General features: G+C 62.6%; 15 protein-coding genes. 5 read left to right on the top strand and 10 right to left on the bottom strand.

The features are described 5' to 3' along the window. Positions 1-9: 9 nt before the first annotated feature. The 4 genes from B0D71_RS28225 to B0D71_RS28210 all read right to left on the bottom strand — a co-directional run bounded on the left by B0D71_RS28225 (position 10) and on the right by B0D71_RS28210 (position 12742). Positions 10-1068: a TauD/TfdA family dioxygenase gene (locus tag B0D71_RS28225; protein ID WP_103397639.1), complete on the bottom strand. Its 1059-nt coding sequence runs from the start codon at positions 1066-1068 to the stop codon at positions 10-12. Positions 1069-1120: 52 nt separating this feature from the next. Further along, positions 1121-10354 carry a non-ribosomal peptide synthetase gene (locus tag B0D71_RS28220; protein ID WP_103397638.1) on the bottom strand — a complete coding sequence of 3078 codons (9234 nt, stop codon included), beginning with the start codon at positions 10352-10354 and terminating at the stop codon, positions 1121-1123. Between the two features lie 244 nt (positions 10355-10598). Beyond that, positions 10599-11333, bottom strand: a complete 735-nt coding sequence (locus B0D71_RS28215; protein WP_103397637.1) for a thioesterase II family protein — start codon at positions 11331-11333, stop codon at positions 10599-10601. A 236-nt stretch (positions 11334-11569) separates the two neighbouring features. Next, complete coding sequence (locus B0D71_RS28210; protein ID WP_103397636.1) at positions 11570-12742, bottom strand: MFS transporter; 1173 nt, start codon at positions 12740-12742, stop codon at positions 11570-11572. 256 nt (positions 12743-12998) lie between these two features. Here B0D71_RS28210 and B0D71_RS28200 point away from each other — a divergent pair, with 256 nt between their 5' ends. Both B0D71_RS28200 and B0D71_RS28195 read left to right on the top strand, forming a co-directional pair. Next, positions 12999-14822 (top strand): glycoside hydrolase family 15 protein, encoded by a 1824-nt coding sequence (locus B0D71_RS28200; RefSeq protein WP_103397634.1) that lies wholly within the window; start codon positions 12999-13001, stop codon positions 14820-14822. Positions 14823-15133: 311 nt separating this feature from the next. Further along, positions 15134-15523 carry a hypothetical protein gene (locus tag B0D71_RS28195; RefSeq protein WP_103397633.1) on the top strand — a complete coding sequence of 130 codons (390 nt, stop codon included), beginning with the start codon at positions 15134-15136 and terminating at the stop codon, positions 15521-15523. On the opposite strand, the gene B0D71_RS28190 is transcribed toward B0D71_RS28195, so the two are convergent. Continuing rightward, entirely contained in the window at positions 15495-16526 is a 1032-nt protein-coding gene (locus B0D71_RS28190; RefSeq protein WP_103397632.1) for a GlxA family transcriptional regulator, read from the bottom strand. The two genes, B0D71_RS28195 and B0D71_RS28190, sit on opposite strands and share 29 nt — an antisense overlap. Before the next feature lie 88 nt (positions 16527-16614). Between B0D71_RS28190 and inhA the strand changes: the two genes are divergently transcribed. Then, positions 16615-17301 (top strand): isonitrile hydratase, encoded by a 687-nt coding sequence (inhA, locus tag B0D71_RS28185; RefSeq protein ID WP_103397631.1) that lies wholly within the window; start codon positions 16615-16617, stop codon positions 17299-17301. Positions 17302-17568: 267 nt separating this feature from the next. Here the strand turns inward: inhA and B0D71_RS28180 are convergent, their stop codons facing one another. Both B0D71_RS28180 and B0D71_RS28175 read right to left on the bottom strand, forming a co-directional pair. Further along, positions 17569-18369, bottom strand: coding sequence for an aminoglycoside phosphotransferase family protein (locus B0D71_RS28180; protein WP_103397673.1), 801 nt, complete (start codon positions 18367-18369; stop codon positions 17569-17571). 7 nt (positions 18370-18376) lie between these two features. Then, on the bottom strand, positions 18377-18865 hold the full coding sequence (locus B0D71_RS28175) for an SRPBCC family protein (protein ID WP_103397630.1): 489 nt from the start codon (positions 18863-18865) through the stop codon (positions 18377-18379). Positions 18866-19063: 198 nt separating this feature from the next. Between B0D71_RS28175 and B0D71_RS28170 the strand changes: the two genes are divergently transcribed. Further along, complete coding sequence (locus B0D71_RS28170) at positions 19064-19465, top strand: GFA family protein (RefSeq protein ID WP_103397629.1); 402 nt, start codon at positions 19064-19066, stop codon at positions 19463-19465. Positions 19466-19543: 78 nt separating this feature from the next. Continuing rightward, positions 19544-19948 carry a lysozyme inhibitor LprI family protein gene (locus tag B0D71_RS28165; protein WP_103397628.1) on the top strand — a complete coding sequence of 135 codons (405 nt, stop codon included), beginning with the start codon at positions 19544-19546 and terminating at the stop codon, positions 19946-19948. A gap of 140 nt (positions 19949-20088) precedes the next feature. On the opposite strand, the gene peaD is transcribed toward B0D71_RS28165, so the two are convergent. The 3 genes from peaD to peaB are packed head-to-tail and all read right to left on the bottom strand — an operon-like array spanning position 20089 to position 22987. Then, positions 20089-21207, bottom strand: a complete 1119-nt coding sequence (peaD, locus tag B0D71_RS28160) for a quinohemoprotein amine dehydrogenase subunit beta (RefSeq protein ID WP_103397627.1) — start codon at positions 21205-21207, stop codon at positions 20089-20091. A gap of 24 nt (positions 21208-21231) precedes the next feature. Beyond that, positions 21232-21555 (bottom strand): quinohemoprotein amine dehydrogenase subunit gamma, encoded by a 324-nt coding sequence (gene qhpC, locus B0D71_RS28155; protein WP_008016081.1) that lies wholly within the window; start codon positions 21553-21555, stop codon positions 21232-21234. Between the two features lies 1 nt (position 21556). Then, on the bottom strand, positions 21557-22987 hold the full coding sequence (gene peaB, locus B0D71_RS28150) for a quinohemoprotein amine dehydrogenase maturation protein (RefSeq protein ID WP_103397626.1): 1431 nt from the start codon (positions 22985-22987) through the stop codon (positions 21557-21559). Between the last annotated feature and the right edge of the window lie 27 nt (positions 22988-23014).

Genomic DNA, 23014 nt, shown 5'->3' with positions numbered 1-23014 from the left:
CGGGTGTCCTTATTCCTGATCCAGGTCGGCGCTTTTCTGCGCGATGGCCATGGCCGTGAGGATTTTTCTGTAGCCGGTGAATTCGTTGCGCGCATGCACGCTGAGGATGTTGTCGAGCAGGACCACGTCGCCCTTCTCCCAGGCGAACTCCACCATCACCTCGCGGTAGATGCCTTGCAGGTGGCGGATCACCTCGTCGGGAATCGGCGAGCCGTCGCCGAAGAAGGTGTTCTGCGGCAAATCCTGCGGGCCGAATTCACGCAGCAGGTTGTCGCGGATGCTGTCCGGCAGGGTCAGCGCATTGAAGAAGGTGCCGTGGTTGAACCAGATACGCTCGCCGGTCAGCGGGTGGCGCACGATGGCCGGACCGTTCTGCCGGGTGCGCAGGCGGTTTCCGGACTTCCACTCGGCCTGGATGCCGATTTTGGCGCAGTAGGCTTCGACCTCGGCGCGATCCTCGCTTTGGAACACGGTCTGCCACGGCAGCCCCATGCCGTCGCCGTAGTTGCGCACGTACATGATGCGTTTGAGGGCAAACGCTTCGCGCACCGCCGGGTCGATCCGCGCGAGGATCTGGCGGGTATCACCGAACGGCGTTTCACCGCCGGTGGTCGACGGGGTGTCGCAGTAAAAGTACAGGTGACGCGGGAATACCGGCGAATACGAGTGTTCGTTGTGCGGGAAGATCTTCTCCGGCGCCGGGTAATCGGTGGAGCTGTAGATCTTGAACTGGCCGCTGATCTGGGTCCGTGGCGAGGCACGGAACAGGTACTCCAGGGCACCGCCGGAAATCGCGTCGACGCAGCGATTGAACTCACCAATATCGGCCACCTGGAAACCGCGGAACAGGATCACCGCGTGTTCCAGCAGCTTGTTCTCGATCAGCGCGCGATTCTGGCTCGCCCACTCCACCAGGCTCACGCCGGATACGGCCGGACGGCACACCAGCGGCATGCTGTGGCCTTCGAACATCGGCGCAAAACTCACCAGCCGCGTCGGATCGGTGGACAGGCTCTTGCGGGCACCACGACCCATCTTGGGAATGGACTTGGTCGTTGAAACGGTCATAAACCCCTCCAGAAAATGATGACGGCGGCGCCTAAAGGCGCCGCCGGCTGAATCAGTCCGCTGCGATCTGTGGTGCCGGCGCGCTACGGTTCGACGAGCGACGCTTGATCCCCATGGCGCCGCCGAGCAAGGCCTTGCGTTGCTCGCTCAAGCGCACATCGGCGCGGCGTTGCACGTCGCTGGCCAGGTTCAACAATTCGCCCACCTGCAACTGATCACTGCGCAACAGCGCCTCCAGTACCGCCTGAATCTGCTCGAACAGACTTTCCAGCGTGCTCGGCAGGTACTGACCCGCCGGTGTCTCGAAGCTCAGATGGATGTGCTGTGCGTCGTTGTAGAACGCAGCGACCATGCCGATCTCGGCGGCCTGCCGCCCGGACGGGAAGTCCTCGACTTGCAGGCCCTCCATCGACGGCAGGCGACCAACGCCTTCCTGGTAAATCAGCTTGATGTCGAACAGCGGCGAACGTCCGGCGCGGCGCGGCAGGCGCAAGGCCTCCACCAGGCGCTCGAACGGCAGGTCCTGATGGTCCGAAGCCTCCAGTACCGCCCGGCGACAAGCGTCCAGCAACTGCGCCGCCGACTGCTCGGCATCGACCTCCACTTGCAGTACTAGTTGGTTAACGAAGAAGCCGACCATTTCTTCAAGCCCGGCTTGATTTCGGTTGGCGATATCGGTGCCGATGCGCACACGACTGACCTCGGTACGCTGGCGCAGGACCAGGGTGAAACCGCTCAGCAGCAGCATGAACAGCGACAAATCGCGCTGCTGGGCAAAGTCGCGCAACTGCTGGCTCAGTTCGCCGCTGAAGGTGAAATGCGCGCCGGCACCTGCTTGCGCCGTGCGCTGGTCACCGTCGGCGGGCAACTCCAGCACCGCTTGTGGCTCAGCGAGGCGCTGCTGCCAGTAATCAAGCTGGCGTTGCAGCTCACCGCCCTGCTCCAGCCACTGGCGCTGCCATTTGGCGAAGTCGGCGTACTGCACGCTGTGCGCCGGCAGTTGCGGGATTTCGCCACGGCTGAGGGTTGGATACAGCGTGACGAATTCATTGATCAGGACGCGGAATGACCCATCATCGGCGACGATGTGATGCACCGTCAGCAACAGCACATGCTCATCCTCCGCGACCCGCAGCACCCTCACCCGCAGCAATGGACCGTGGCGCAGGTCGAATGGCCGGGCGACTTCTTCGCGGGCCAGCTGTTGCGCTTCTAGGTCCGGTGCTGGCAGATGCCGCAGGTCGCTGGCGTCGAAACTCAACGGCAATTGCCCGTGTACCCGTTGCCAGGTCTGGCCGTCTTCTTCGTAGAAGGTGGTGCGCAACACCGCGTGGCGCTGCACCAGGGTTTCGAAGGTCTGGCGCAGGGCGTCGAGGTTCAACTCGCCCCGCAGGCGCAAGGCACCCGGCATGTTGTACATCGAACTGTCCGGCTCCAGGTTCCACAGGAACCACAAACGCTGCTGGGCAAAGGACAACGGCTGGCGCTCGCCAGAGGTGTCCGCCACCAGCGCCGGGCGTTCACAGCTGTGTTGCAGCGCTTGCACCCGGGCGGCGAAATCCTCAAGGCGCGGATGTTCGAACAGGCTGCGCAGGCTCACCGACAGGCCCAGGCGCTGGCGGATCTGCGAGACGATTTGCGTCGCCAGCAACGAGTGTCCGCCCAGTTCGAAGAAGCTGTTTTCGCGGTCGACGCGACTGACCTGCAGCACCTGCTGCCAGATCTGCGCCAGTTCGGTTTCCAGTGCACCCTGTGGTGCGCTGCCGGCTTCAGCTTCCCAGACTTGCGGGGCCGGCAGCGCGGCGCGGTCGAGTTTGCCGTTGCGGTTGAGCGGCAACGCGGCGAGCAGCACCAGTTGCGCCGGGAGCATGTAGTCCGGCAGGCGCTCGCCCAGGGCGCGGCGCACGGTGTCGGTGAGTTGACGCGCATCCGCCGCCAGCAGTTCATCTGAAGCCGGCACCACATAGCCGATCAACTGCTTGCCGCCGACACCTTCGTGCACCAGTACCGCGGCTTCGCTGATCATCGGCAGGCCTTGCAAGTGCGCTTCCAGCTCACCCAGCTCGACCCGGAAACCGCGAATCTTCACCTGGTGATCGATACGCCCCAGGTATTCCAGCGCACCGTCTTCGCGATAACGCGCCAGGTCGCCGCTGCGGTACAGCCGCGCACCCGGTGTGGCGGAAAACGGATCGGCGATGAAACGCTCGGCGCTCAGGCCCGGTCGCTGGTGGTAGCGCTGGGCAAGGCCGGCGTCACCGCCGATGCACAACTCACCGACGCAACCGGTCGGCAGCAGGTGGCCCTCGCTGTCCAGTACATACAGTGCGCGACCCGGCAGCGCTTTGCCGATCGGCACGCCAATGTGATTGCGGGTATCGGCCAGCGTGCATTTGTGGGTGCTGGAAACGACCGTGGCTTCGGTCGGGCCATAGGTATTGAGCAGGCGCACTTCGCCCAGACCGGCGGCGTGCCACAGCTTCAGGCCTTCCAGCGACATGGCTTCGCCGCCGACATGAACCTGACGCAAGCGCCCTTTCTCACGCTGCGGTTGCGCGGCCCACTCCTGGGACAACAGGAACCAGTAGGCCGCCGGCAAATCCGCCAGGGTCACGCCCTGTTCGATGATCTGGCGATAGAGGGTGTCGGTGTCCCACAGCTCATCGCCGCGCATCACCAGTGCCGCGCCCACGCACAGCGGCGGATAGCACTGCTCGACAAAGCCGTCGAAGCTGAAGGTGGCAAATTGCAGCACGCGGTCTTGCGCCGTGAGTTGCGAATAATCCGCCGCGATCACGCAAAACTCGCGCAGTGCGGCATGGGCCAGGCACACGCCTTTCGGTCGTCCGGTGGAACCGGAGGTGTAGATCAGGTAGGCGAGGTCTTCGGCGCTGGCGAGGTTTTCCGGGTTTTGCGTGGAGTAACCGTCGGCGCTCGCCTCCAGTGCCAGACGCGGCAAACCTTGCGGCAGCGCGACATCGGTCAGCAGCCCCGGTTGCGCCAGCAGCACGTCCATGCCGCTGTCTTCGATCATGTAGGCCAGGCGCTCGGCCGGGTAATCCGGATCAAGCGGCACATAACCGGCGCCGGCCTTGAGGATCGCCATCAGGCTGACGATCATCTGTGCATTGCGCCGCACCGCCAGGCCCACCCGCTGCCCCGGCGCCACACCGTGGGCACGCAGGCGATGGGCGAGCTGGTTGGCTTGTGCGTTGAGCTGGGCGTAGGTCAGGCGTTCGTCACCGACGATCACAGCCAGCGCATCGGGCGTGCGTGCCGCTTGCTGTTCGAAGCGCTGATGGGCCAGCAACGGGCTGTCGATCAGCGGCGCGGGTGGACGGGAACCTGCCAACACCTTGGCTTGCGCCATAGGGTCCAGCAGGCTGACCGCGCTCAGCGCCTGTTGTGGCTGCGCGACGAACTGCTCCAGCACCTGCAACAGGCTGGCGCCCAACTGGCTGATCTGCGCGGCACTGAACAGGGTTCGGTCGAAACTGAAGTCCAGACGCAGGGTGGCGCCGACTTCAATACCGAGGGTCAGCGGGTAACTGGTGATTTCGTGATTATGCAGCGCGCCAAAAGTCAGGCCGGCCGGCGCCCCTTGCTTGAGGGCTTCGGCCACCGGGAAGTTTTCGAACACCAACAGGCTGTCGAACAGCGCCCCCTGTTGCCCGGCCCAGCCCTGAATGTCGTACAGCGGCACGTGCTCGAATTCACGCAGCCTCAGGTTCAGGGCTTGCAAGTCGTTGAGCCACTGGGCCACCGACTGCCCTGCTTGCGGTGCGGCGATGATCGGCAAGGTGTTGATGAACAGGCCCAACTGCTGCTCGATGCCCGGCAGCGGCGCGGAACGTCCGGCAATGGTTGCGCCGAACGCCACACAGGACTGGCCGGTGTAGCGCTGCAACAACAGGCCCCAGGCGCCTTGCAGCAGCGTGTTGAGAGTAACTTTTTGCTGGCGGGCGAAATCGCTCAGGCGCTGTAGCGCGGCGCTCTCAAGGGTCAATTGATGTTCACCCATGCCCCGCCCTTCGGCGGGCGTCGGCAAGGCTTGCGCCAGCCGCGTCGGTGTTTCCAGCGGCGCCAACGCTTGTTTCCAGAACTGCTCGGCGGCCAGCAGCGGCTGCTGTTGAATCCAGCCGAGGTAGTCGCGGTACTGCCCCAACGGCTTGGTCAGCGACTGGCCGGCATAGTGCTGGATCACTTCGCCAAGCAATTGCGCGTTGCTCCAGCCGTCCATGAGGATGTGATGGCTGGTATGGATCAGGTGCCAGTCTTCATGGCCTCGACGCACCAGCAGCAGGCGGAACAACGGTGCGGTGCCGAGCTCGAAGCCGCGACTGCGTTCTTCAGCCGCCAGGGCATCGAGATCGATGTCAGCCGCCTCAATCACTTGCAGTTGCAGGTCGACCTGGCGATGAATCACCTGGTGCGCGCACTCAAGCCCCAGCCAGTGGAAGCTGCTGCGCAGAATGTCGTGACGATTGATCGCCGCCTGCCAGGCCCGGCCGAACGCCGCCAGCTCCAGCCCCTGGATGTCCAGGCGCAACTGATTGATGTAGGCCTCGGCCTGGGGTTCGTACAGGGTGTGGAACAGCATGCCCTGTTGCATCGGCGTCAGCGGGTAAACGTCCTCGATCGCCGGTGCCGGGACGGGCAAGGCATCGAGTTGTGCCTGGGTGATGCGCGCCAGCGGGAAGTCCGACGGCGTGACCTGGCCTGCCGCTGTCGCGCAGCAATGCTCGATCAGTGTCTTGAGTTCTTCGGCGTAGGCATCGGCCAGTTGTTGCACGGTGGACTCGGCAAACATGTCACGGCTGAAGCCCCATTGCAGTGAGAGTTGCCCGCCATAGACCTGGCCTTCCACGGTCAGCCAGTTGGCCAGCGGCGCATCGTCGCCCCGGGCCTGGCCGCCGCTTTCCGAGGCCGGGACGAACAGCGCAGCCTCATCGAACTGACGGTCGAACTGCCCCAGGTAGTTGAAGGTGATGCGTGGCGCCGGCAAGCCTTGCAGGACCAGGCGCTGCGCCGGTTCGCCGAGGTAGCGCAGCAATCCATAGCCCAGGCCTTTGCCGGGAATGGCGCGCAGTTGTTCCTTGATCGACTTGATCGAATTCGCCGTCCCGGCATCGGGTTGCAGGCGCACTGGAAACAGGCTGGTGAACCAGCCGACGGTGCGGCTCAGGTCGAGGTCGTCGCCCAGGTCTTCGCGGCCGTGGCCTTCGAGCTGGATCAGTGTCGAGCCCTGCCCACTCCAGCGGCAGATGACCCGCGCCAACGCTGTGAGCAATAGATCGTTGACCTGGGTGCGATAGGCCGCCGGCGCCTGTTGCAGCAATTGGCGGGTCAGTTCGGCGTGCAGTTTCGTTTCGACCTTGTGCCCGTGGCGCTGCTGCAAGCTGCCCTGCGGGTTGTCGCATGGCAGGTCTCGGGCATCCGCCAGTTGCGCCTGCCAGTACGGCATTTGCGCAAGGATGGTGCCGGCATGCTGGTGCAGGTGCGCGGCCCAGGCTTGATAGGCGCTGGTTTTCTCGGGCAAGGCCACTTGCCGGTAAGCCTGTTGCAGGTCTTCGAGCAACACCCGCCACGACACCCCGTCCACCGCCAGGTGATGAACCACCAGCAGCAGGCGCTGGCTGCCATCGTCGAGGCTGACCAGCAAGGCGCGCAGCAACGGACCGTTTGCCAGGTCGAGGCTGCGTTGCGCTTCATCACAGGGAGCGGTCACGGCTTCGGCCGAAGATGCATGACGCAACCACAACTCAGCGGACTCGACTGGCGCAGCATGGCACTGCTGCCAGCCTTCGGCACCCTCGATAAAGCGCAGGCGCAAGGCATCGTGATGGTTGATGACGCTGACCAACGCCCGTTCCAACGCCTCAGGATTCAACGCTTCCCGAGGCGTCAGCAGCAGTGACTGATTCCAGTGCTGACGCCGGGCGATGGCTTGCTCGAAGAAGTAATGCTGCGCCGGCGTCAGGATCACCTGGCCACTGACCGGGCCTTGATCGATGGTGCTGCGGCTGTCGAATACCGCGACCAGCGCCAGGCTGCGCACGGTCTGGTACTGGAACAAGTCTCGCGGACTGAGACGGATACCGGCCTGACGGGCGCGGCTGACCACCTGGATAGAAATGATCGAGTCGCCACCGAGTTCGAAGAAGTTGTCTTCAAGCCCAACACGCTCAACGCCCAGCACCTCTTGCCAGATCTGCGCCAGCGTGGTCTGCATCGTATCTTGCGGTGCGACGAATGCCTGTTGCGGCGCGGCGTCGGGTTGCGGCAAGGCCTTGCGGTCGAGCTTGCCATTGGCAGTCACCGGCAAGGCGTCCAGCGGCATCAGGTAGGTGGGCACCATGTATTCCGGCAGGCTGCTGAGCAGCCAGGCCTTGAGGGTTTGCGGCCACTGCCCGTCGGCATCGGCGCTTTCCAGCACCAGATACGCCACCAGATGCTTGCCGCCCTGCACCAGCACCACGGCTTCACGTACCAGCGCGTGCTGCATCAGGCGCGTCTCGATTTCCCCCAGTTCGATGCGCAGGCCGCGCAATTTGACTTGATGATCGAGGCGTCCAAGGTATTCGATCACGCCATCCGCACGCTGGCGTACGCGGTCGCCGGTGCGGTACAAGCGCGCACCGTCATGGAAGGGGCACGGCACGAAACGTTCGGCGGTGAGTGCCGGACGCCGGTGATAATTGCGCGCCAGGCCGGCACCGCCAAGGTACAACTCCCCCGCCACGCCGGCCGGAACCGGCAGCAATTGCGCATCCAGCACATGGGTGCGCAGGTTGGCGATGGGCCGGCCGATGGGCACGCTGTCGGCGCCTTCATCGATACAGGTCCAGTGGGTCACGTCGATGGCCGCCTCGGTCGGGCCATACAGGTTGTACAAGCCTGCGCCCGGCAGTTTTTTGAACACCTGCAATTGCGCATCCAGCGGCAAGGCTTCGCCACTGCAGGCGATACGCTTGAGGCTGGTGCACGCCTCGACACCCGACTCGTGGATGAACGCCTGGAGCATCGACGGCACAAAGTGCAGCGTACTGATGCCGTAGTCAGCGATGAGGCGGATCAACTGCGCCGGCTCACGATGTGCGCCCGGCGGCGCCACCACCAGGCGCGCGCCCGTCATCAGCGGCCAGAAGAACTCCCAGACCGACACGTCGAAACTGAACGGGGTTTTCTGCAAGACCGAGTCGCTGCCATCGATGGCGTAAGCCTGCTGCATCCAGCACAAACGGTTGACCAGCGCCGCGTGACTGTTGCCCGCGCCCTTGGGCTTGCCGGTGGAACCTGAGGTGTAGATCACGTAGGCCAGATTCAACGGATGCACGTCCACCTGCGGGCAGGTGTCGCTGTAGCGGTCGAGCCAGTCTTGCTCCTGATCCAGGGCGATGCATTTGATGCGTTCGGCGGGCAAGGCGTTGAGCAGGGAGCTCTGAGTGAGCAGCAGGCCGATCGCACTGTCGTCGATCATGTAGGCCAGGCGTTCGGCCGGGTACTCAGGGTCCAGTGGTACATAAGCACCACCGGCCTTGTGAATCGCCAACAGGCCGATGACCATTTCCAGGGAGCGCTCGACGCAAATGCCCACCAGAACATCCGGACCGACGCCTTGCTCGCGCAAGTAGTTCGCCAGTTGATTGGTGCGGGCATCGAGTTGCACGTAGCTGAGCTGGCGTTCGCCAAACACCAGCGCTGGCGCCTCAGGGGTGCGGCGGGCCTGGGCCTGAATCAGCTGATGCATGCACTGCTCGACCGGATAGACCTCGGCGGTACGGTTCCAGTCCTGCACGAGCACCTGTCGCTCCTCGGCCGTCAGCATCGGCAATTCGCCGATTTTTTGCGTCGAGTCGTCGACTAACGCCTGCAACAGGCGCGTCCAGTGCCGGGCCATGCGCGCGATGGTATCGGCTTCGAACAGGTCATTGGCGTAGGTCAGCGCGGCGTGCAGCTTGCCGCCCTTTTCCCAGGTGTCGAGGGTCAGGTCGAATTGGGTGGTGCGGCTTTGCCAGTCGATGCTGCCCAGTTCCAGGCCGGAGGCGGTGCTGACCGAGGCCATGTCGGCCACATGCGGTTGGTGGTTGTACATCACCTGGAACAACGGCGTGTGGCTGAGACTGCGCTCAAGTTTCAGCGCTTCGACCAGGCGTTCGAACGGCAAGTCCTGATGGGCCTGTGCGCCGAGGGCGGTTTCCTTGACGGCACGCAGCAAGTCGTCGACCCGGGTCTGGCCGTCCAGCTCGGTACGCAGCACCTGGGTGTTGACGAAGAAGCCGATCAGGCCTTCGATTTCCGCGCGGTTGCGGTTGGCGATGGGCACGCCGACGCGGATGTCGGTTTGCCCGGTGTAGCGATGCAGCAACGCATTGAAAGCGCCGAGCAACAGCATGAACAAGGTGATGTTGTGCTTTTGCGCGGTACTGCGCAGTTGCTCGGCCAGTTGCGCCTCGACCGCGAATTCGTAGCGAGTGCCGCGATAGCTCGGCATCGCCGGGCGCGAATGGTCCAGGGGCAATTCCAACACCGGATGTTCATCAGCGAGTTGCGCCTGCCAGTACGCCAGTTGCCGCGCCTGCTCGCCCGCCTCCAGCCAGCGGCGCTGCCACAGGGCGTAGTCGCTGTACTGGATAGGCAGCGGCGTCAGCTGCGGTTGTGTGCCCGCATCGAAGGCGTCGTAGCAGCGGATGAATTCGTCGATCAGCACGTTCATCGACCAGCCGTCGGACACGATGTGGTGCAGGGTCAGCAACAGCACGTGCTCTTGGTCGGCGAGCTTGAGCAAGGTGACCCGCAGCAACGGGCCGGCCGCCAGGTCGAATGGCAGCAGCGATTGCTGCTCTGCGGTTTGCGCCACGGCCCGTTCGCGTTCTTCGGCAGGCAGCGCGCTGAAATCCGTTTGTTCGATCAGCAGCGGCGCCGTGGCAGGAACCTGCTGCAAGCTGTCGTCGGCCTGACACTGGAACACTGTACGCAGGGTTTCATGCCGCGCCACCAGGCTGGCGAACGCCTGCTCCAGCGCCGATAGATTCAAGTGCCCGGTCAGCCGTACCGCGCCCGGCAGGTTGTAGGCGCCGCTGTGCGGGTCCAGCTGCCAGAGGAACCACATGCGTTGCTGGGCGTACGACAACGCCTGGCGATCCTCGGCCTCGATGCCGGCCGGAATCGGGAAACGGGCGAAATCCACGCCCTCCTTGTGCAAGGCCGCAAGGAACACCTGGCGCTTTTCCAGGGGCAACCCGATAAACCGGCGAGCAAGTTTCAAGGAGTCTTCAGCATTCATCTATCGGCATCCGCATCAGTAGGCAGCAGGCGCAAAGGCGCGTCGTCCCTATAAAACGAATGCAGACGGGAAAAATTAGCCAATCAGGCGGGAGGTGAAACGCGGAATGCAGAACGATGAAAACCACTGTGGGAGCGAGCTTGCTCGCGATGGCGGAGTGTCAGTCACATCCATGCTGAATGTGCCGCCGTCATCGCGAGCAAGCTCGCTCCCCACAGGGATCGGGTGAAATTTGGGAGTGGTGTTAACCCACGGCAGCCATGGAAAGCCGCCGATGATGCACCTCAAGCTGATCCTTGATCACCCGCAGCACCTTGGCCTCTTGCTCATGGATAAAGAAGTGCCCGCCAGCCAGCATGTCCACCGAGAAACTGCCGCGGGTTTCCTGGCTCCAGCCGATCAGTTGCTCGGTGGTGGCGCGGTCGGCCTTGCCGCCGAGCACATGCACAGGGCACTTGAGCAACGGGCGCTGGATCGGCTCGAAACGCCCGCACAACAGGAAGTCCGCGCGCAGTACCGGCAGGGTCAGGCTCATCAACTCTTCATTGGCCAAAATCTCTTCGCTGGTGCCGTTGAGGGTGCGCAGTTGTTCGATCAGTTCGGCGTCGGTCTTGGGCTGGGCAAAGCCCCGGTCGTAGTCGACGCGCAGGGTCGGCGCGGCGGTACCCGAGGCGAACAGCGCCACCGGTTCCGGGCAACCCAGCGCGCGAAATGCGTGGGCCATCTCGCAGGCCAGCAACGCGCCCATGCTGTGGCCGAACAGCGCGTACGGCGTCTTGAGCGTGGCTTTCTGCTCATGGGCCAGTTGCAGCGCCAGGCGGCGCATGTCGGTGTGCAAGGGCTCGCCGTAGCGCGCGCCACGGCCCGGCAACTCCACCGGTTGCAGCGTGAGCCACTGCGGCAGCTTGCGTCGCCAACGGCTATAGACCATGGCACTCGCGCCCGAATAGGGCAGGCACAGCAATGTCAGCTGGGGCACCGGGCTTTCCTCGAAAGTTGTCTGCTTGGAGAACGGATGAGGTAGGCCGGGAATTAGTCGCAGATCAAAGTTGAATTGCACAAGGACCTGTGGCGAGGGAGCTTGCTCCCGTCGGGTTGCGCAGCGACCCCAAAACCATTCACTGTGATTGCCCAGTTGCACCGCTCTCGCCAGGTTTACGACTGCTGCGCAGCCGAGCGGGAGCAAGCTCCCTCGCCACAGGTACTGTGTTGGCCTTACCTCAAATGGCGATAGCTCGGTATCGCGGAACCGAGCACCACCGCCCCCGCCGCAATCGCCAGCCAGAACCCGCTGCGTGCGCCGAAGGCGTCCACCAGCCAGCCGGAGCCGGCGGCGCCGATCGCCACGCCGATGCTCAGGCCGGTGACCAGCCAGGTCAGGCCTTCGGTGAGTTTGGCCGGCGGCACGATCTGTTCCACCAGGGCCATGGCGACGATCAGCGTCGGCGCAAAAAACAGCCCCGCGACAAACACCGCCAGGGACAAGCCGAAAATGTTCACCGCCAGCAGCAACGGCAAGGTAGTCACCGCCGTCGCTACCCCGCCGTACAAGAACAGGCGCGCTAGCGGCACTTTCGAGCGCAGTGCGCCGAACGCCAGCCCGGCCAGGCACGAGCCAATGGCATACACCGACAGCACAATGCTCGCCGCCGCCGGCTGGCCCTGCTGCTGGGCAAAGGCGACGCTGACCACGTCCACCACGCCGACAATGGTGCCCATGGCCACCATCAACAGCATCAGTAACTGAATATCGCGGGAACGAATGATCGAGCCTTGGTGATGATCCTCATGGGGATGCACCGGCGGCTCTGTGCTGCGCTGCAAGACGAACGCGGTGACGCCGATGGCCAGTGCCAGCAAGGCCGCCAACGGCCCGGCCTCGGGGAATGCCACCACGCACAGGCCCACCGACAGCGGCGGCCCGACGATGAAGCAGACTTCGTCCAGTACCGATTCCAGGGCGTAGGCGGTTTGCAGTTCAGGGCGACCGCGATACACCTCGGTCCAGCGCGCCCGCACCATCGCCGACATGCTTGGCATGCAACCGGCCAGCGCGGCGAAGACAAACAACGTCCAGTGTGGCGCCTGCAATCGCGTGCACAGCAACAGCAGCAACAGTGCCCCGCCGCCAAGCAGCGCCGCCACCGGCAATATCCGCCCCTGACCAAATCGATCCACCAATCGGGAAACCTGCGGCGCACAAAACGCCGTGGCCAGGGCGAACGTCGCCGCCACCGCGCCCGCCAGACCGTAGCCACCCTGCAATTGCGAAAGCATGGTGATCAGGCCGATACCGGTCATGGAAATCGGCATGCGCGCGATCATTCCGGCCAGCACGAAGGCGCCACTGCCGGGGGCTTTGAACAACTCGCGATAGGGGTTTGCCATGGGTCTGGTCTCATCAGGGGACTGCACGTTGCCATAACGGCTGATTGTGGGGGAAGCGTGGATTTGTTGGTTGAATGTGAAGGCCCCATCGCGAGCAGGCTCGCTCCCACAGTAGATGTGGTGTACGCCGTCCAGGGTGGGAGCGAGCCTGCTCGCGAAGAAGCCCTCACAGCCACCTCGACATCCCGCCAAATGAACTCTCACCGGCCCCAACCAGTCAGCTATTTAGGCCCCAGATTCCCGGAGTTTCGCGACAATGGCTGATCAACCCGAACGCCAAAGCCCCATCGACGCCCACGGCATCATCGGCGACATGCGCAGCGCGGCACTGGTCAACGACAAGGGCAGCGTGGATTTTTTCTGCTGGCCGGAGTTCGACAGCCCATCGATCTTCTGTTCGCTGCTGGACACTCCCGAGGCAGGTATTTTCCAGTTGTCACCGGATTTGCCGGACGCCCGCCGCGAGCAGATTTACCTGCCCGACACCAACGTGCTGCAAACCCGCTGGCTCAGTGACCGCGCGGTGGTCGAGGTCACCGACCTGCTGCCCGTCGGCGACACTGAAGACGACCTGCCGCTGCTGATGCGGCGGATCCGTGTGGTCAGCGGCCGCGCCACGTTCCACATGCGTTGCGCTGTGCGCCATGACTACGCCCGCGCCAACACTCGCGCTCGCATGGACAAGCAGGACGTGATCTTCGACGCCGCCGATCAACCGTCGCTGCGGCTCTCATCCGATCAGGCGCTGCGTATCGAAGCCAACGGGGCAGTTGCCGAATTCACCCTCGAACAAGACCAGACGGGCGAATTCCTGCTCGGCGCCCTCGACGATCCGCGCTTCAAGGACGGCGCCGCCGAACTGTGCCTGGAACGCAGCCTGAAGTTCTGGCGCGACTGGATCGGCCAGTCCAACTATCGCGGGCGCTGGCGCGAGATGGTCAACCGCTCGGCCCTGGCGATGAAACTGCTGACCTCGCGCAAACACGGCGCCATTCTCGCTGCCGCGACCTTCGGCCTGCCGGAAAGCCCCGGCGGCGAGCGCAACTGGGACTACCGCTTCACCTGGATCCGCGACGCCTCATTCACCGTCTATGCGTTCATGCGCCTGGGTTTCGTCGAAGAGGCCAACGCCTACATGCGCTGGTTGCGCGGGCGGGTCAGCGACTGTCAGGGCAAGCCGATGAAGCTCAACATTCTCTACGCCATCGACGGTCGCCAGGAGTTGCCGGAGATCGAACTGGCGCACCTGGCCGGCCACGGTGGCGCTCAACCGGTGCGCATCGGCAACCAAGCATACGAACAGGTCCAGCTCGACATTTTTGGCGAGCTGTTGGACGCGATTTACCTGGTCAACAAATACGGCGAAGCCATCTCCCATGAAGGCTGGAAACACACCGTGGAGGTGGTGGATCAGGTCTGCGAGACCTGGGAGCAAAAGGATGTCGGCATCTGGGAGATGCGCGGCGAGCAGTACCATTTCCTGCATTCACGGTTGATGTGCTGGGTCGCCCTGGACCGCGCCCTCCGCTTGGCGTCGAAACGTTCACTGCCCGCCCCGTTCGCTCGCTGGGACCAGACACGCCAGGCGATCTACGCCGACATCTGGGAGAACTTCTGGAATGAAGAGCGCGGGCATTTCGTCCAGCACATCGGTGGCACCGGCCTGGACGGTTCGATGCTACTGATGCCGCTGGTGCGCTTCGTCAGTGCCCGCGACCCGCGTTGGCTGGCGACCCTGCAAGCCATCGAAAAAAGCCTCGTGCGCGACGGTTTGATCTACCGCTACCGCAACGACGACAGCCAGATCGACGGCCTGCCCGGCAGCGAAGGCGCCTTCGCCGCCTGCTCGTTCTGGTACGTCGAATGCCTGGCCCGCGCCGGCCAATTGGACAAGGCCCATCTGGAGTTCGAACAGTTGCTCAGGTACGCCAACCCGCTGGGGCTGTATGCCGAAGAGTTCGACAGCCATGGGCGGCATATGGGCAACACGCCGCAGGCGCTGACGCATCTGGCGTTGATCAGTGCGGCGTGTTTTCTGGATCGGAGGTTGAGTGGGGAGAAGGTTGTTTGGCAGCCGTGAACACCAGCTTCCAACACTACCCACACCTGTGGCGAGGGGGCTTGCCCCCGTTGGGCTGCGCAGCGGCCCCAAAACGGCCTATCGAGTCTCTCGCAAAGACAGTGTTGCCTGACTTTACGACTGCTGCGCAGCCGAACGGGGGCAAGCCCCCTCGCCACAGGTCTTGTGCAATCCGAGCCCTACGCTTCTTAAACAAAACCGCTTGCAACACCCCGAAAATACCCTGTTGCCAGCCGCTACATCCCCACCTAACATCCTGCACAACGGGTACAGCGGAGCTGTCCAGAACCACCCGAATTCAAGGAATCAGAATGACCCAACGCATCCATCGCAGCATCGACTCCCCGCTCCGAACCGGTTTGAACCGCGAAGAACTCTGGGAAGCCGCCGACAAGGGCCTGATCAAATGCTGGGAGGTAGGCCGCCAGCGCGCCGCCCGTTTCCCCGATCTCGCCCGACAGTGCCTCGCCGGCGAGTTACCGGTACTGGGCTGGAAAGGTGGCGTCAGCCGCAGCCTGAAGAAACTCGAAAAATACGGCTCCCTCAAATACCTCGCCCAGTGGCAAGGTTTGCGCGGGGAAGATCTGGACGTGGACCTGGCGCAAGAACGGGCGCTGACGTGTGCACGGACAGGCATGGTGGTGACGTTTACGCCGGATCGGGCGAAGTATTTTAATCAGGTGACGGAAGCGGAAGCCTGATAGTGCGGACGACGTTGTCCGAAAACATTACGGAGTCTGCGCCAGCACTCACCGAAAACCGCTCCCGATAAGCCTGCGGCGTTACGCCTATGGCCCGCAGGAAGCTGCGGCGCAGGGTTTCTTCGCTGCCGAAGCCGCATTGCACCGCCACCCGCTTGATCGGCACGCCGGTATCGCTGAGCAGGCGACGCGCGGTTTCGACGCGGATCAGTTCGATGGCCCGGGCCGGGGTCTGGCCGGTGTCGGCGCGGTAGTGGCGCACGAAGCTGCGTTCGCTCATGCCAGCCTGCAGGGCCAGGGTCGGGATGCCCAGGTCCTGGGTGAGATTTTCGCTGATCCAGGCGTGAAGGTCGTCGAAACGGTTGCCTTCCTGTTGTAGGGACAGGGTCACGCTGAATTGCGACTGGCCACCCGGGCGCTTGAGAAACACCACCAGTTGGCGGGCGACTTCCAGGGCCATGTTGCGCCCCAGGTCCTGTTCGACCATGGCCAGCGCCAGGTCGATGCCGGCCGTCACCCCGGCCGAGGTCCAGACTGGGCCGTCATTGATGAAGATCGGATTGGGCTCGACCTGCAAACGCGGATGCTGCTGCGCCAATTGTTCGCAGCGGGTCCAGTGGGTGACCACGCGCCGGCCATCGAGCCAGCCGCTGGCCGCCAGCAGAAACGCGCCTGTGCACACCGAGGATACCCGGCGGCAGCCACGGGCATGCTCGCGCACCCAGGCGACCAACGGCGCATCTTGCGCCGCCGCGTAAACACCCCAGCCACCGGCGATGATCAGGGTATCAGTGCCCTTGTCCGGCAACGGTTCAGCCAACAGCGCCAAGCCCGCCGACGACATCACCGCCCCGCCGCCGCTGGCAATCACCGTCGGCGCATAGGGCGGCGGCAGACCTTGCTGGCGGGCAATGTCGTTGGCCGAGGCAAATACCTGCAACGGCCCGGTGACGTCGAGCAATTGCACGTTGGCGAAAGCGAGTACGTGGATGGTTTTCGACATTTGGCGTAATTCGTGGGGATATTGGCGTATACGCCAAATCCTACGAGCCTACAGTTAAGCCGTCCACCCACTTCACGAGAAAAACACCATGACGTTGCAGATCGGCTTTCTGTTGTTTCCCCAGGTCCAGCAACTGGACCTGACCGGCCCTTATGACGTGCTGGCTTCGCTGCCGGATGTGAAAGTGCATTTGATCTGGAAGGACCTGATGCCGGTCACCGCCAGCACCGGCCTGCTGTTGAAACCAACCATCACCTTCGATGATTGCCCGGCGCTGGACGTGATCTGCGTGCCCGGTGGCGGCGGCGTCGGCCCCTTGATGGAAGATGAGCAGACCCTGGACTTTCTCAGGACCCAGGCCGCCAACGCCCGGTACGTCACTTCGGTATGCACCGGTTCGCTGGTGCTGGGCGCGGCAGGATTGCTCAAGGGCAAACGCGCCACCACTCACTGGGCCTATCACGAATTGCTCAAGCCGCTGGGCGCAATCGCGGTGAAAGATCGGGTGGTTCGCGACGGCAAGCTGCTGACCGGAGGCGGCATCACCGCGGGTATCGACTTCGCTCTGACCTTGGCCGCCGAACTGTTCGACCCGGCCACCGCCGAGCGGGTGCAGCTGCAACTGGAATACGCCCCTGCCCCGCCCTTTAGCGCGGGCAGCCCCGAGACGGCTCCGGCCAGTGTGCTGGAAGAGGCTCGCCAGCGGGCTGCCGTCTCGTTGAAGCTGCGGGCGGAAATCACCGAGCGGGCGGCGGCGAAACTCGACCTACAGTGAAAAAACGGCGGCAGGAGCCCGTTCCTGCCGCCCCGGTTTTTCCTGCGCCCACAAAAAAACCCGCCGAAGCGGGTTTTTCCAAGACCATGACGACTCCCTGTCGCAGCGTTCCTTGCATATGGTCGATCATCCATGATCCTGAGCACATCCTGTGCTTCAGTGGGTGAGGCCAGAATACGCAACGGATCCAAATTGTAACAGGCGATATCACTACCATCGCGTGTAAGACATTCGCTATAAGCCACCTTCCGAAAACCCTTAGACACCTCAGGCTTCGAGCCTGGAAGCCGCGAGCTTTGCGACTTCCAGCTGACCTTGCGCCGCCTGGCTGTTGCCGTCTTCGAGAAACCAGGCCGCCGACAGCCCGGCAAATGCCAGCACCCATTGCAGCAAACGCCGCGGATCAAGGTCGGCGGCCTGCGCCACGACGGCGAGCTGCCGATCAAAACGCCCGGGATCGGTCGCCGTGGGCAGGTCGGGATTGCAGATCAGGTTGGCGTAATCGAAGCCGCGCTCGCCGCTCACCCGCTTGGGGTCGATGGCCAGCCAGCCGCGCGCGCCGAAATCGAGGACATTGTCGTGATGCATATCGCCGTGCAGTACCACCTCGTCCTGTGGGCTAGCCAGCAGGGCCTCGGCGCTCGCCAGACTGAGGGAAAACGCACCGCCCTGTTGTGCGGCCGCCACACGCAGTGAGGCAAACCAGCGCACCAGAGGCACCAACGGCGGTAGCGGAGCGGCACGTGGGGCATGCAGCCGTGCCAGCGCCGCACAAAGGATGCGGCTGGCGTCATCATCCTGTCCGCTGAGGGCCATGTGCATCAGTGATCGCCGGCCCATGGCGCGCTCCATCAGCAGCCCGTCGCCGTGATGGGCAAAGACCCGGGCGGTGCCGTCACCATCCCACCAGGTCATCAGCAGGTTGCCGAACTTTTCTTCGGTATCTACGGCGATTTTCAACATGGCCGGCACATCGCCCAGACGTACCGGTAACAAACGGCTGCCAGGCGTGATGATCGGCTCACCGTCCGACACCAGCGCCCAGCGTTTCAACCATGAATCGAACAGATCAACTTCAGCCACTCTGTTGCTCGTGGGCTTTGGCACTGTCGATCAAGAACTGCTCGATATTGTTCATTTGCTCTTCCCAGCCACGACTGTCCATGCGGAACGCCTTTTCACGACGGGCCTGGGGAACGTGATCGAAACCGGATTCGGAGACCTTGAGCAGCGTGCCGTCGTCCATGTCTTCGAGCTCGAACTTCACCAGGGTGGTGGGTTCCTGGGAGTAATCGACTTCAGGGTTCACGGCATAAGGGTGCCAGCGAAACGAAAACAGCCGCTCCGGCTCGACCCGCTCTACCAGTACGTTCCAGCGCAAATGCTCATAACCAGGATAGGTAATCTGCCCCTGGGTCCACTCGCCTGCCACAAAACGCTTGCCCTCCAGCGCCACGCCAAACCACTGTCCGAACAATTCGGCATTGGCCAGCACACGCCAGACCTGTGAACGCTTGGCCTTGAGCAGGACTTTCCTTTCGATGCGATCAGATGCTGGGTTCATAAGTCACCTCCTGTATTTGAACAGTAGGTCAGTAAGACCACACGACCAACCCTAAAGTTGTACCAATCGGGATGTGCAATCAACCATGCCCGAGATATTCGGTTGCATTTACGCGGATTAGTTCTGGGGCAACCACAAAGTCAGAAGGTCGAAACTGCTAACGTTGTGCCTCGAAACAGCATCGAAAAGGATAGCGACATGAAGGAAAAACTACGCGGCAGTTGCCTGTGCAAGGCCATCGAATACGAACTCGACAGCCTGGACATGCCCATCAGCCACTGCCATTGCCAAACCTGCCGCAAGGCACACGCGGCGGCTTTTGCATCGACCGCCGGGGTCATGCGCGAGCACTTTCGCTGGATCAAAGGCCAGGGTCACCTGAGCCGCTACGAATCGTCGCCGGGCAAGTTTCGGCATTTCTGCACGGTCTGCGGCTCACACTTGATGGCGGAGCGATTGGCCCAACCTCACGTGATTGTCCGGGTAGCGACACTCGATGATGACCCGAAAATGACGCCACAAGCGCATATCTGGACATCCCATGAGCAGCCTTGGCTTGAACATGAGTCGGTAAAAAAGTACCCACAATGGCAGACGTAGATGGCTGAACCTGCCACAGCGCTACACTGCATCCCAAACCTGCATCCCAACCTTCCCCTGACACAGCGAGTTACTGCCATGCACGCACGCTTTCTCCTGGCGCTGACGCCTTTGTTGTTCACCTCCCTGGCCCATGCTGCCGTGAACTGTGACAACGCCACCAACCAGGCCACGATGAACCAGTGCGCGTCGCTGCAGCAGGCGGCGGCGGACAAGGAGTTGAATACGCTTTACCAGCAAATCACTTCGCGCCTGAAGGGCAACCCCGACGGCAAGAAGTTGCTGGTGGGTGCGCAGCGGTCGTGGGTCGCGTTTCGCGATGCCGAGTGCCAGTTCTCGGCGTCCGGGGTGGAAGGCGGGAGTGTGTATCCGCTGATCTACAGCAATTGCGTGACGCAATTGACCAAGGCGCGGGTGGAAACGTTCAAGACTTACCTGAAGTGTCAGGAGGGGGATTTGGGGTGTCCGGTGCCGGGGGTTTGATTTTGTGCTGTTCTTGAGGGCGCTATCGCGAGCAAGCTCGCTCCCACAGTGGATTTTTGGTGATCACAAATTTTGTGAACGATCGAAAACCCTGTGGGAGCGAGCTTGCTCGCGATTGGCGTCAGCCCGGACGTCGCAATCTACCGGACAAATATCTGTGCCGTGGTAATCGCCATGTCTCCGCCCGGCAACTTGATGCTGCCCGTCTGCTTCAGGCTGTCGGCATCGAAGATCGCCACGTCGTTGAACGTCCCCGCCAGGTAGATCTTACTGCCGTCCTTGTTGAAGGAAATGCAGTAATACGAGTGATCGAGCGTGGCGGACTGGAGCATTTTCTTCTGTTTGATGTCGTACTTCGCCAGACGGTTGAGCACGCCAAACATCAGGTTCGGGTCCTTGGGCGAGCGCATCCCGCTGAAGTAGATCTCCGTCAAAGGGCCGAAATCGGTGGTTTCGGTCTTGCCGGTCTTCAGGTCGACACTGAACAGGCCGTACAGGTATTCGGCGGTGGCCGGGTCCTGTTTCTTGTCCTTGAATTTCGCCGCGGTGTAGAGCAGCGAGAAGTCATGCCGATAGGTCTGCTGGTTCCACACGTAGAGCACGTCCGGCGCGCTGTAGTTCGGGCGCTTCCAGTGGCGGCTGGGGATCAGCACGTCGAACTTGCCGGTTTGCACATTGACCTTGTAGACGTCCGCCCCGGCCACGTACAGCGTGCCGTCATCGCCACTCTGCATGATGGTCAACTGGCGCGGCGCCGGGAAACTGCGCACCGGTTTGGCATCCATCCCGGCGTCCGTCGCATACACATCCAGCCGAGGCTGCTGCACTTCATAGCGATCGTTCATCATCAGCGTCGGGTTGGCGACGGTGTACAGTTCCTTGCCGTCGTGGCTGAGGGTAAAGGCGAACATCGATTTCGCTTTCTCCCCCGGCTTCTGGGTGATGCTGGCGTGGAACACCTGTTTGCAGCTGTCCAGTTCGACGCCATAGACATCCGCGTAGTGGTTATTCAGCACGTAGGCGGTCTTGCGGTCCGGCGACAGCTGCACGGTGCCGGGCCCGAAGGCATCGGGCATCTTGCAGGTCTTGAACAAGGTGTCGGTGGCCAGGTCGATCACGTGCAGGTTGTTCGGGTAATTGGTGGTCAACATGTATTCGTGACCGTCTTGCAGTGCGCTGTTTTCATCGGCCAGGACACTGACCGAACAACTGCTCAGGACGGCGAAAGCGGCCAGGCCGCAGGCTTTGATGCTGTGCATGCTGGAATCCTTCTTATTATCTGATCACTTGTCTTTCGGGAAGACAGTGCCGAGGTTGCGCCAGTTGTCGTTGGACGCCTGGGCATCCTTGTTCCAATCCGGGTAGGTGCTCATCATGTCGGGCACCTGGGCCGGCCACCAGCAAGGGTCGGAGCAACCGTAGAGGTCGGCCTCCATTGGCTGGCACAGCGACGACACACCGCCAAACGCGTCGATTTCCCAGCCCGGGTCGGTGGTCGAGGCGCAGCCCGCCACGGAACTCATCGCCACCACTTCTTCAATGCGGTTTTCGTCCGCGGCCTGATCCAGCTTCAACGCTTTGTTATTGATTGCCTTGAGATGTTTCATATCAGTGAGCCTTGCGCGGAGTGATGTAACTGCTGATGAACGCAGGGTTATTGGCCATGATCCGGGTGTAGACCTCGATGCCGAAGTCGACCCAGTCACGCATCAGTTCGCAGTAGTGATAGGTCGGATGAGTCGGGTCGCCATAGCGGGCGTAGCTTTCGTGGTAGCAGCCGCCGGAACACAGGTTGCGGATCTGGCAGTCCTCGCAGCCGGTGTTGGTGCGGTCCAGGCGCTGGGACAGGAAGTCATTCAACTCCACCTGTTTCACACCGCTGTGGACATTGCCGAAGGTCGGCAGGCTCGAACCGGTAAAGCGGTGGCACAGGTTCAGTTCGCCCTTGTGATCCACCGCCAGCATCTTCAGGCCCGCGCCGCATGGCAGGGCTTTCTTGTGGCCTTCGTGGATGTCGGTGATCAACTGGTGCAGGTTGGAGAAACCGATGTTGCGGTGCTCCAGCGCCGCTTCCAGATAACGCCGACCGAGGCGTTTCATGCTGGCGAAGACTTCGATCAGCTCGTCGCTGGTGAGGTTGAAGCTGCTTATATCGCCCGACGTCACCGGGGCAAAGCCGACTTCGGCGAAACCCAGCTCGTTGAACAGGTGATCCCAGATGGTTTCGACGTCGGTCACGCCAGTGGTCAGCGTTACCCGCGCGCCCACCGGACGGCTGTTGTAGCGCGACAGCAGCATCTCGGCCTTGCGCCGCACCACGTCATAAGTGCCCTGCCCGCCCACGGTGATGCGGTTGCGGTCGTGCACGGTTTTCGGCCCGTCGATGCTCACGGACAAACCGAAGCGGTGAGCATTGAGGTAGTCCACGGTTTCTTCGGTGAGCAGCGTGGCGTTGGTGGTCATCACGAACTCGACGAACTTGCCGGCCTCGCGAAAACGCTTCTCACAATAGTCGACCATGTATTCGATCAGCTTGCGGTTGCTCAGCGGCTCGCCACCGAAGAACACCACGGTGAAACGCTCTTCGTCCGGGGATTCGCGCAGCAGCATTTCCACCGAGGCAATCGCCGTTTCGACGTCCATTTTTTTGCCCGCCGACGGCTTGTCGAGGTCTTCCTTGTAGCAATAGGTGCAGCTCAGGTTGCAGCCGGTGTTGACGTTGAGCACCACGGTATTGATTGCCGTGCGCTCGACCCGCTTGGTGGCGATGTCCGGGGTCAGCGGCGAACCGTCGCTGACCAGTTCCAGGGCCATCAGTTCGCGCAGGGTCTCAGTGATTTCCTCGCCGTTGAACCGCGCGGCCAGGCGCTGGATCAGGTCGTCCGAGGAGCAGCCGGGGCCGCGCAGGGTATCGATGATGGTGCCCGTCAGTTCATCGCTGGCGAACAGCGAACTGCTGGGGATGTGAAACAGCATGCGGTCGGCATCGACCTGCACTTCATGCAGGTTGCGTTCGACCAGATTCAAGATAGCGCCCATGGCAAACCTCCTGTGCAGGCCCTGCTT

The sequence above is a fragment of the Pseudomonas laurylsulfativorans genome (assembly GCF_002906155.1).
GTDB classification, from domain to species: Bacteria; Pseudomonadota; Gammaproteobacteria; order Pseudomonadales; family Pseudomonadaceae; genus Aquipseudomonas; species Aquipseudomonas laurylsulfativorans.
Note: the sequence above shows the minus strand (reverse complement) of the source record. Positions and strands in the feature narration are given on the sequence as shown.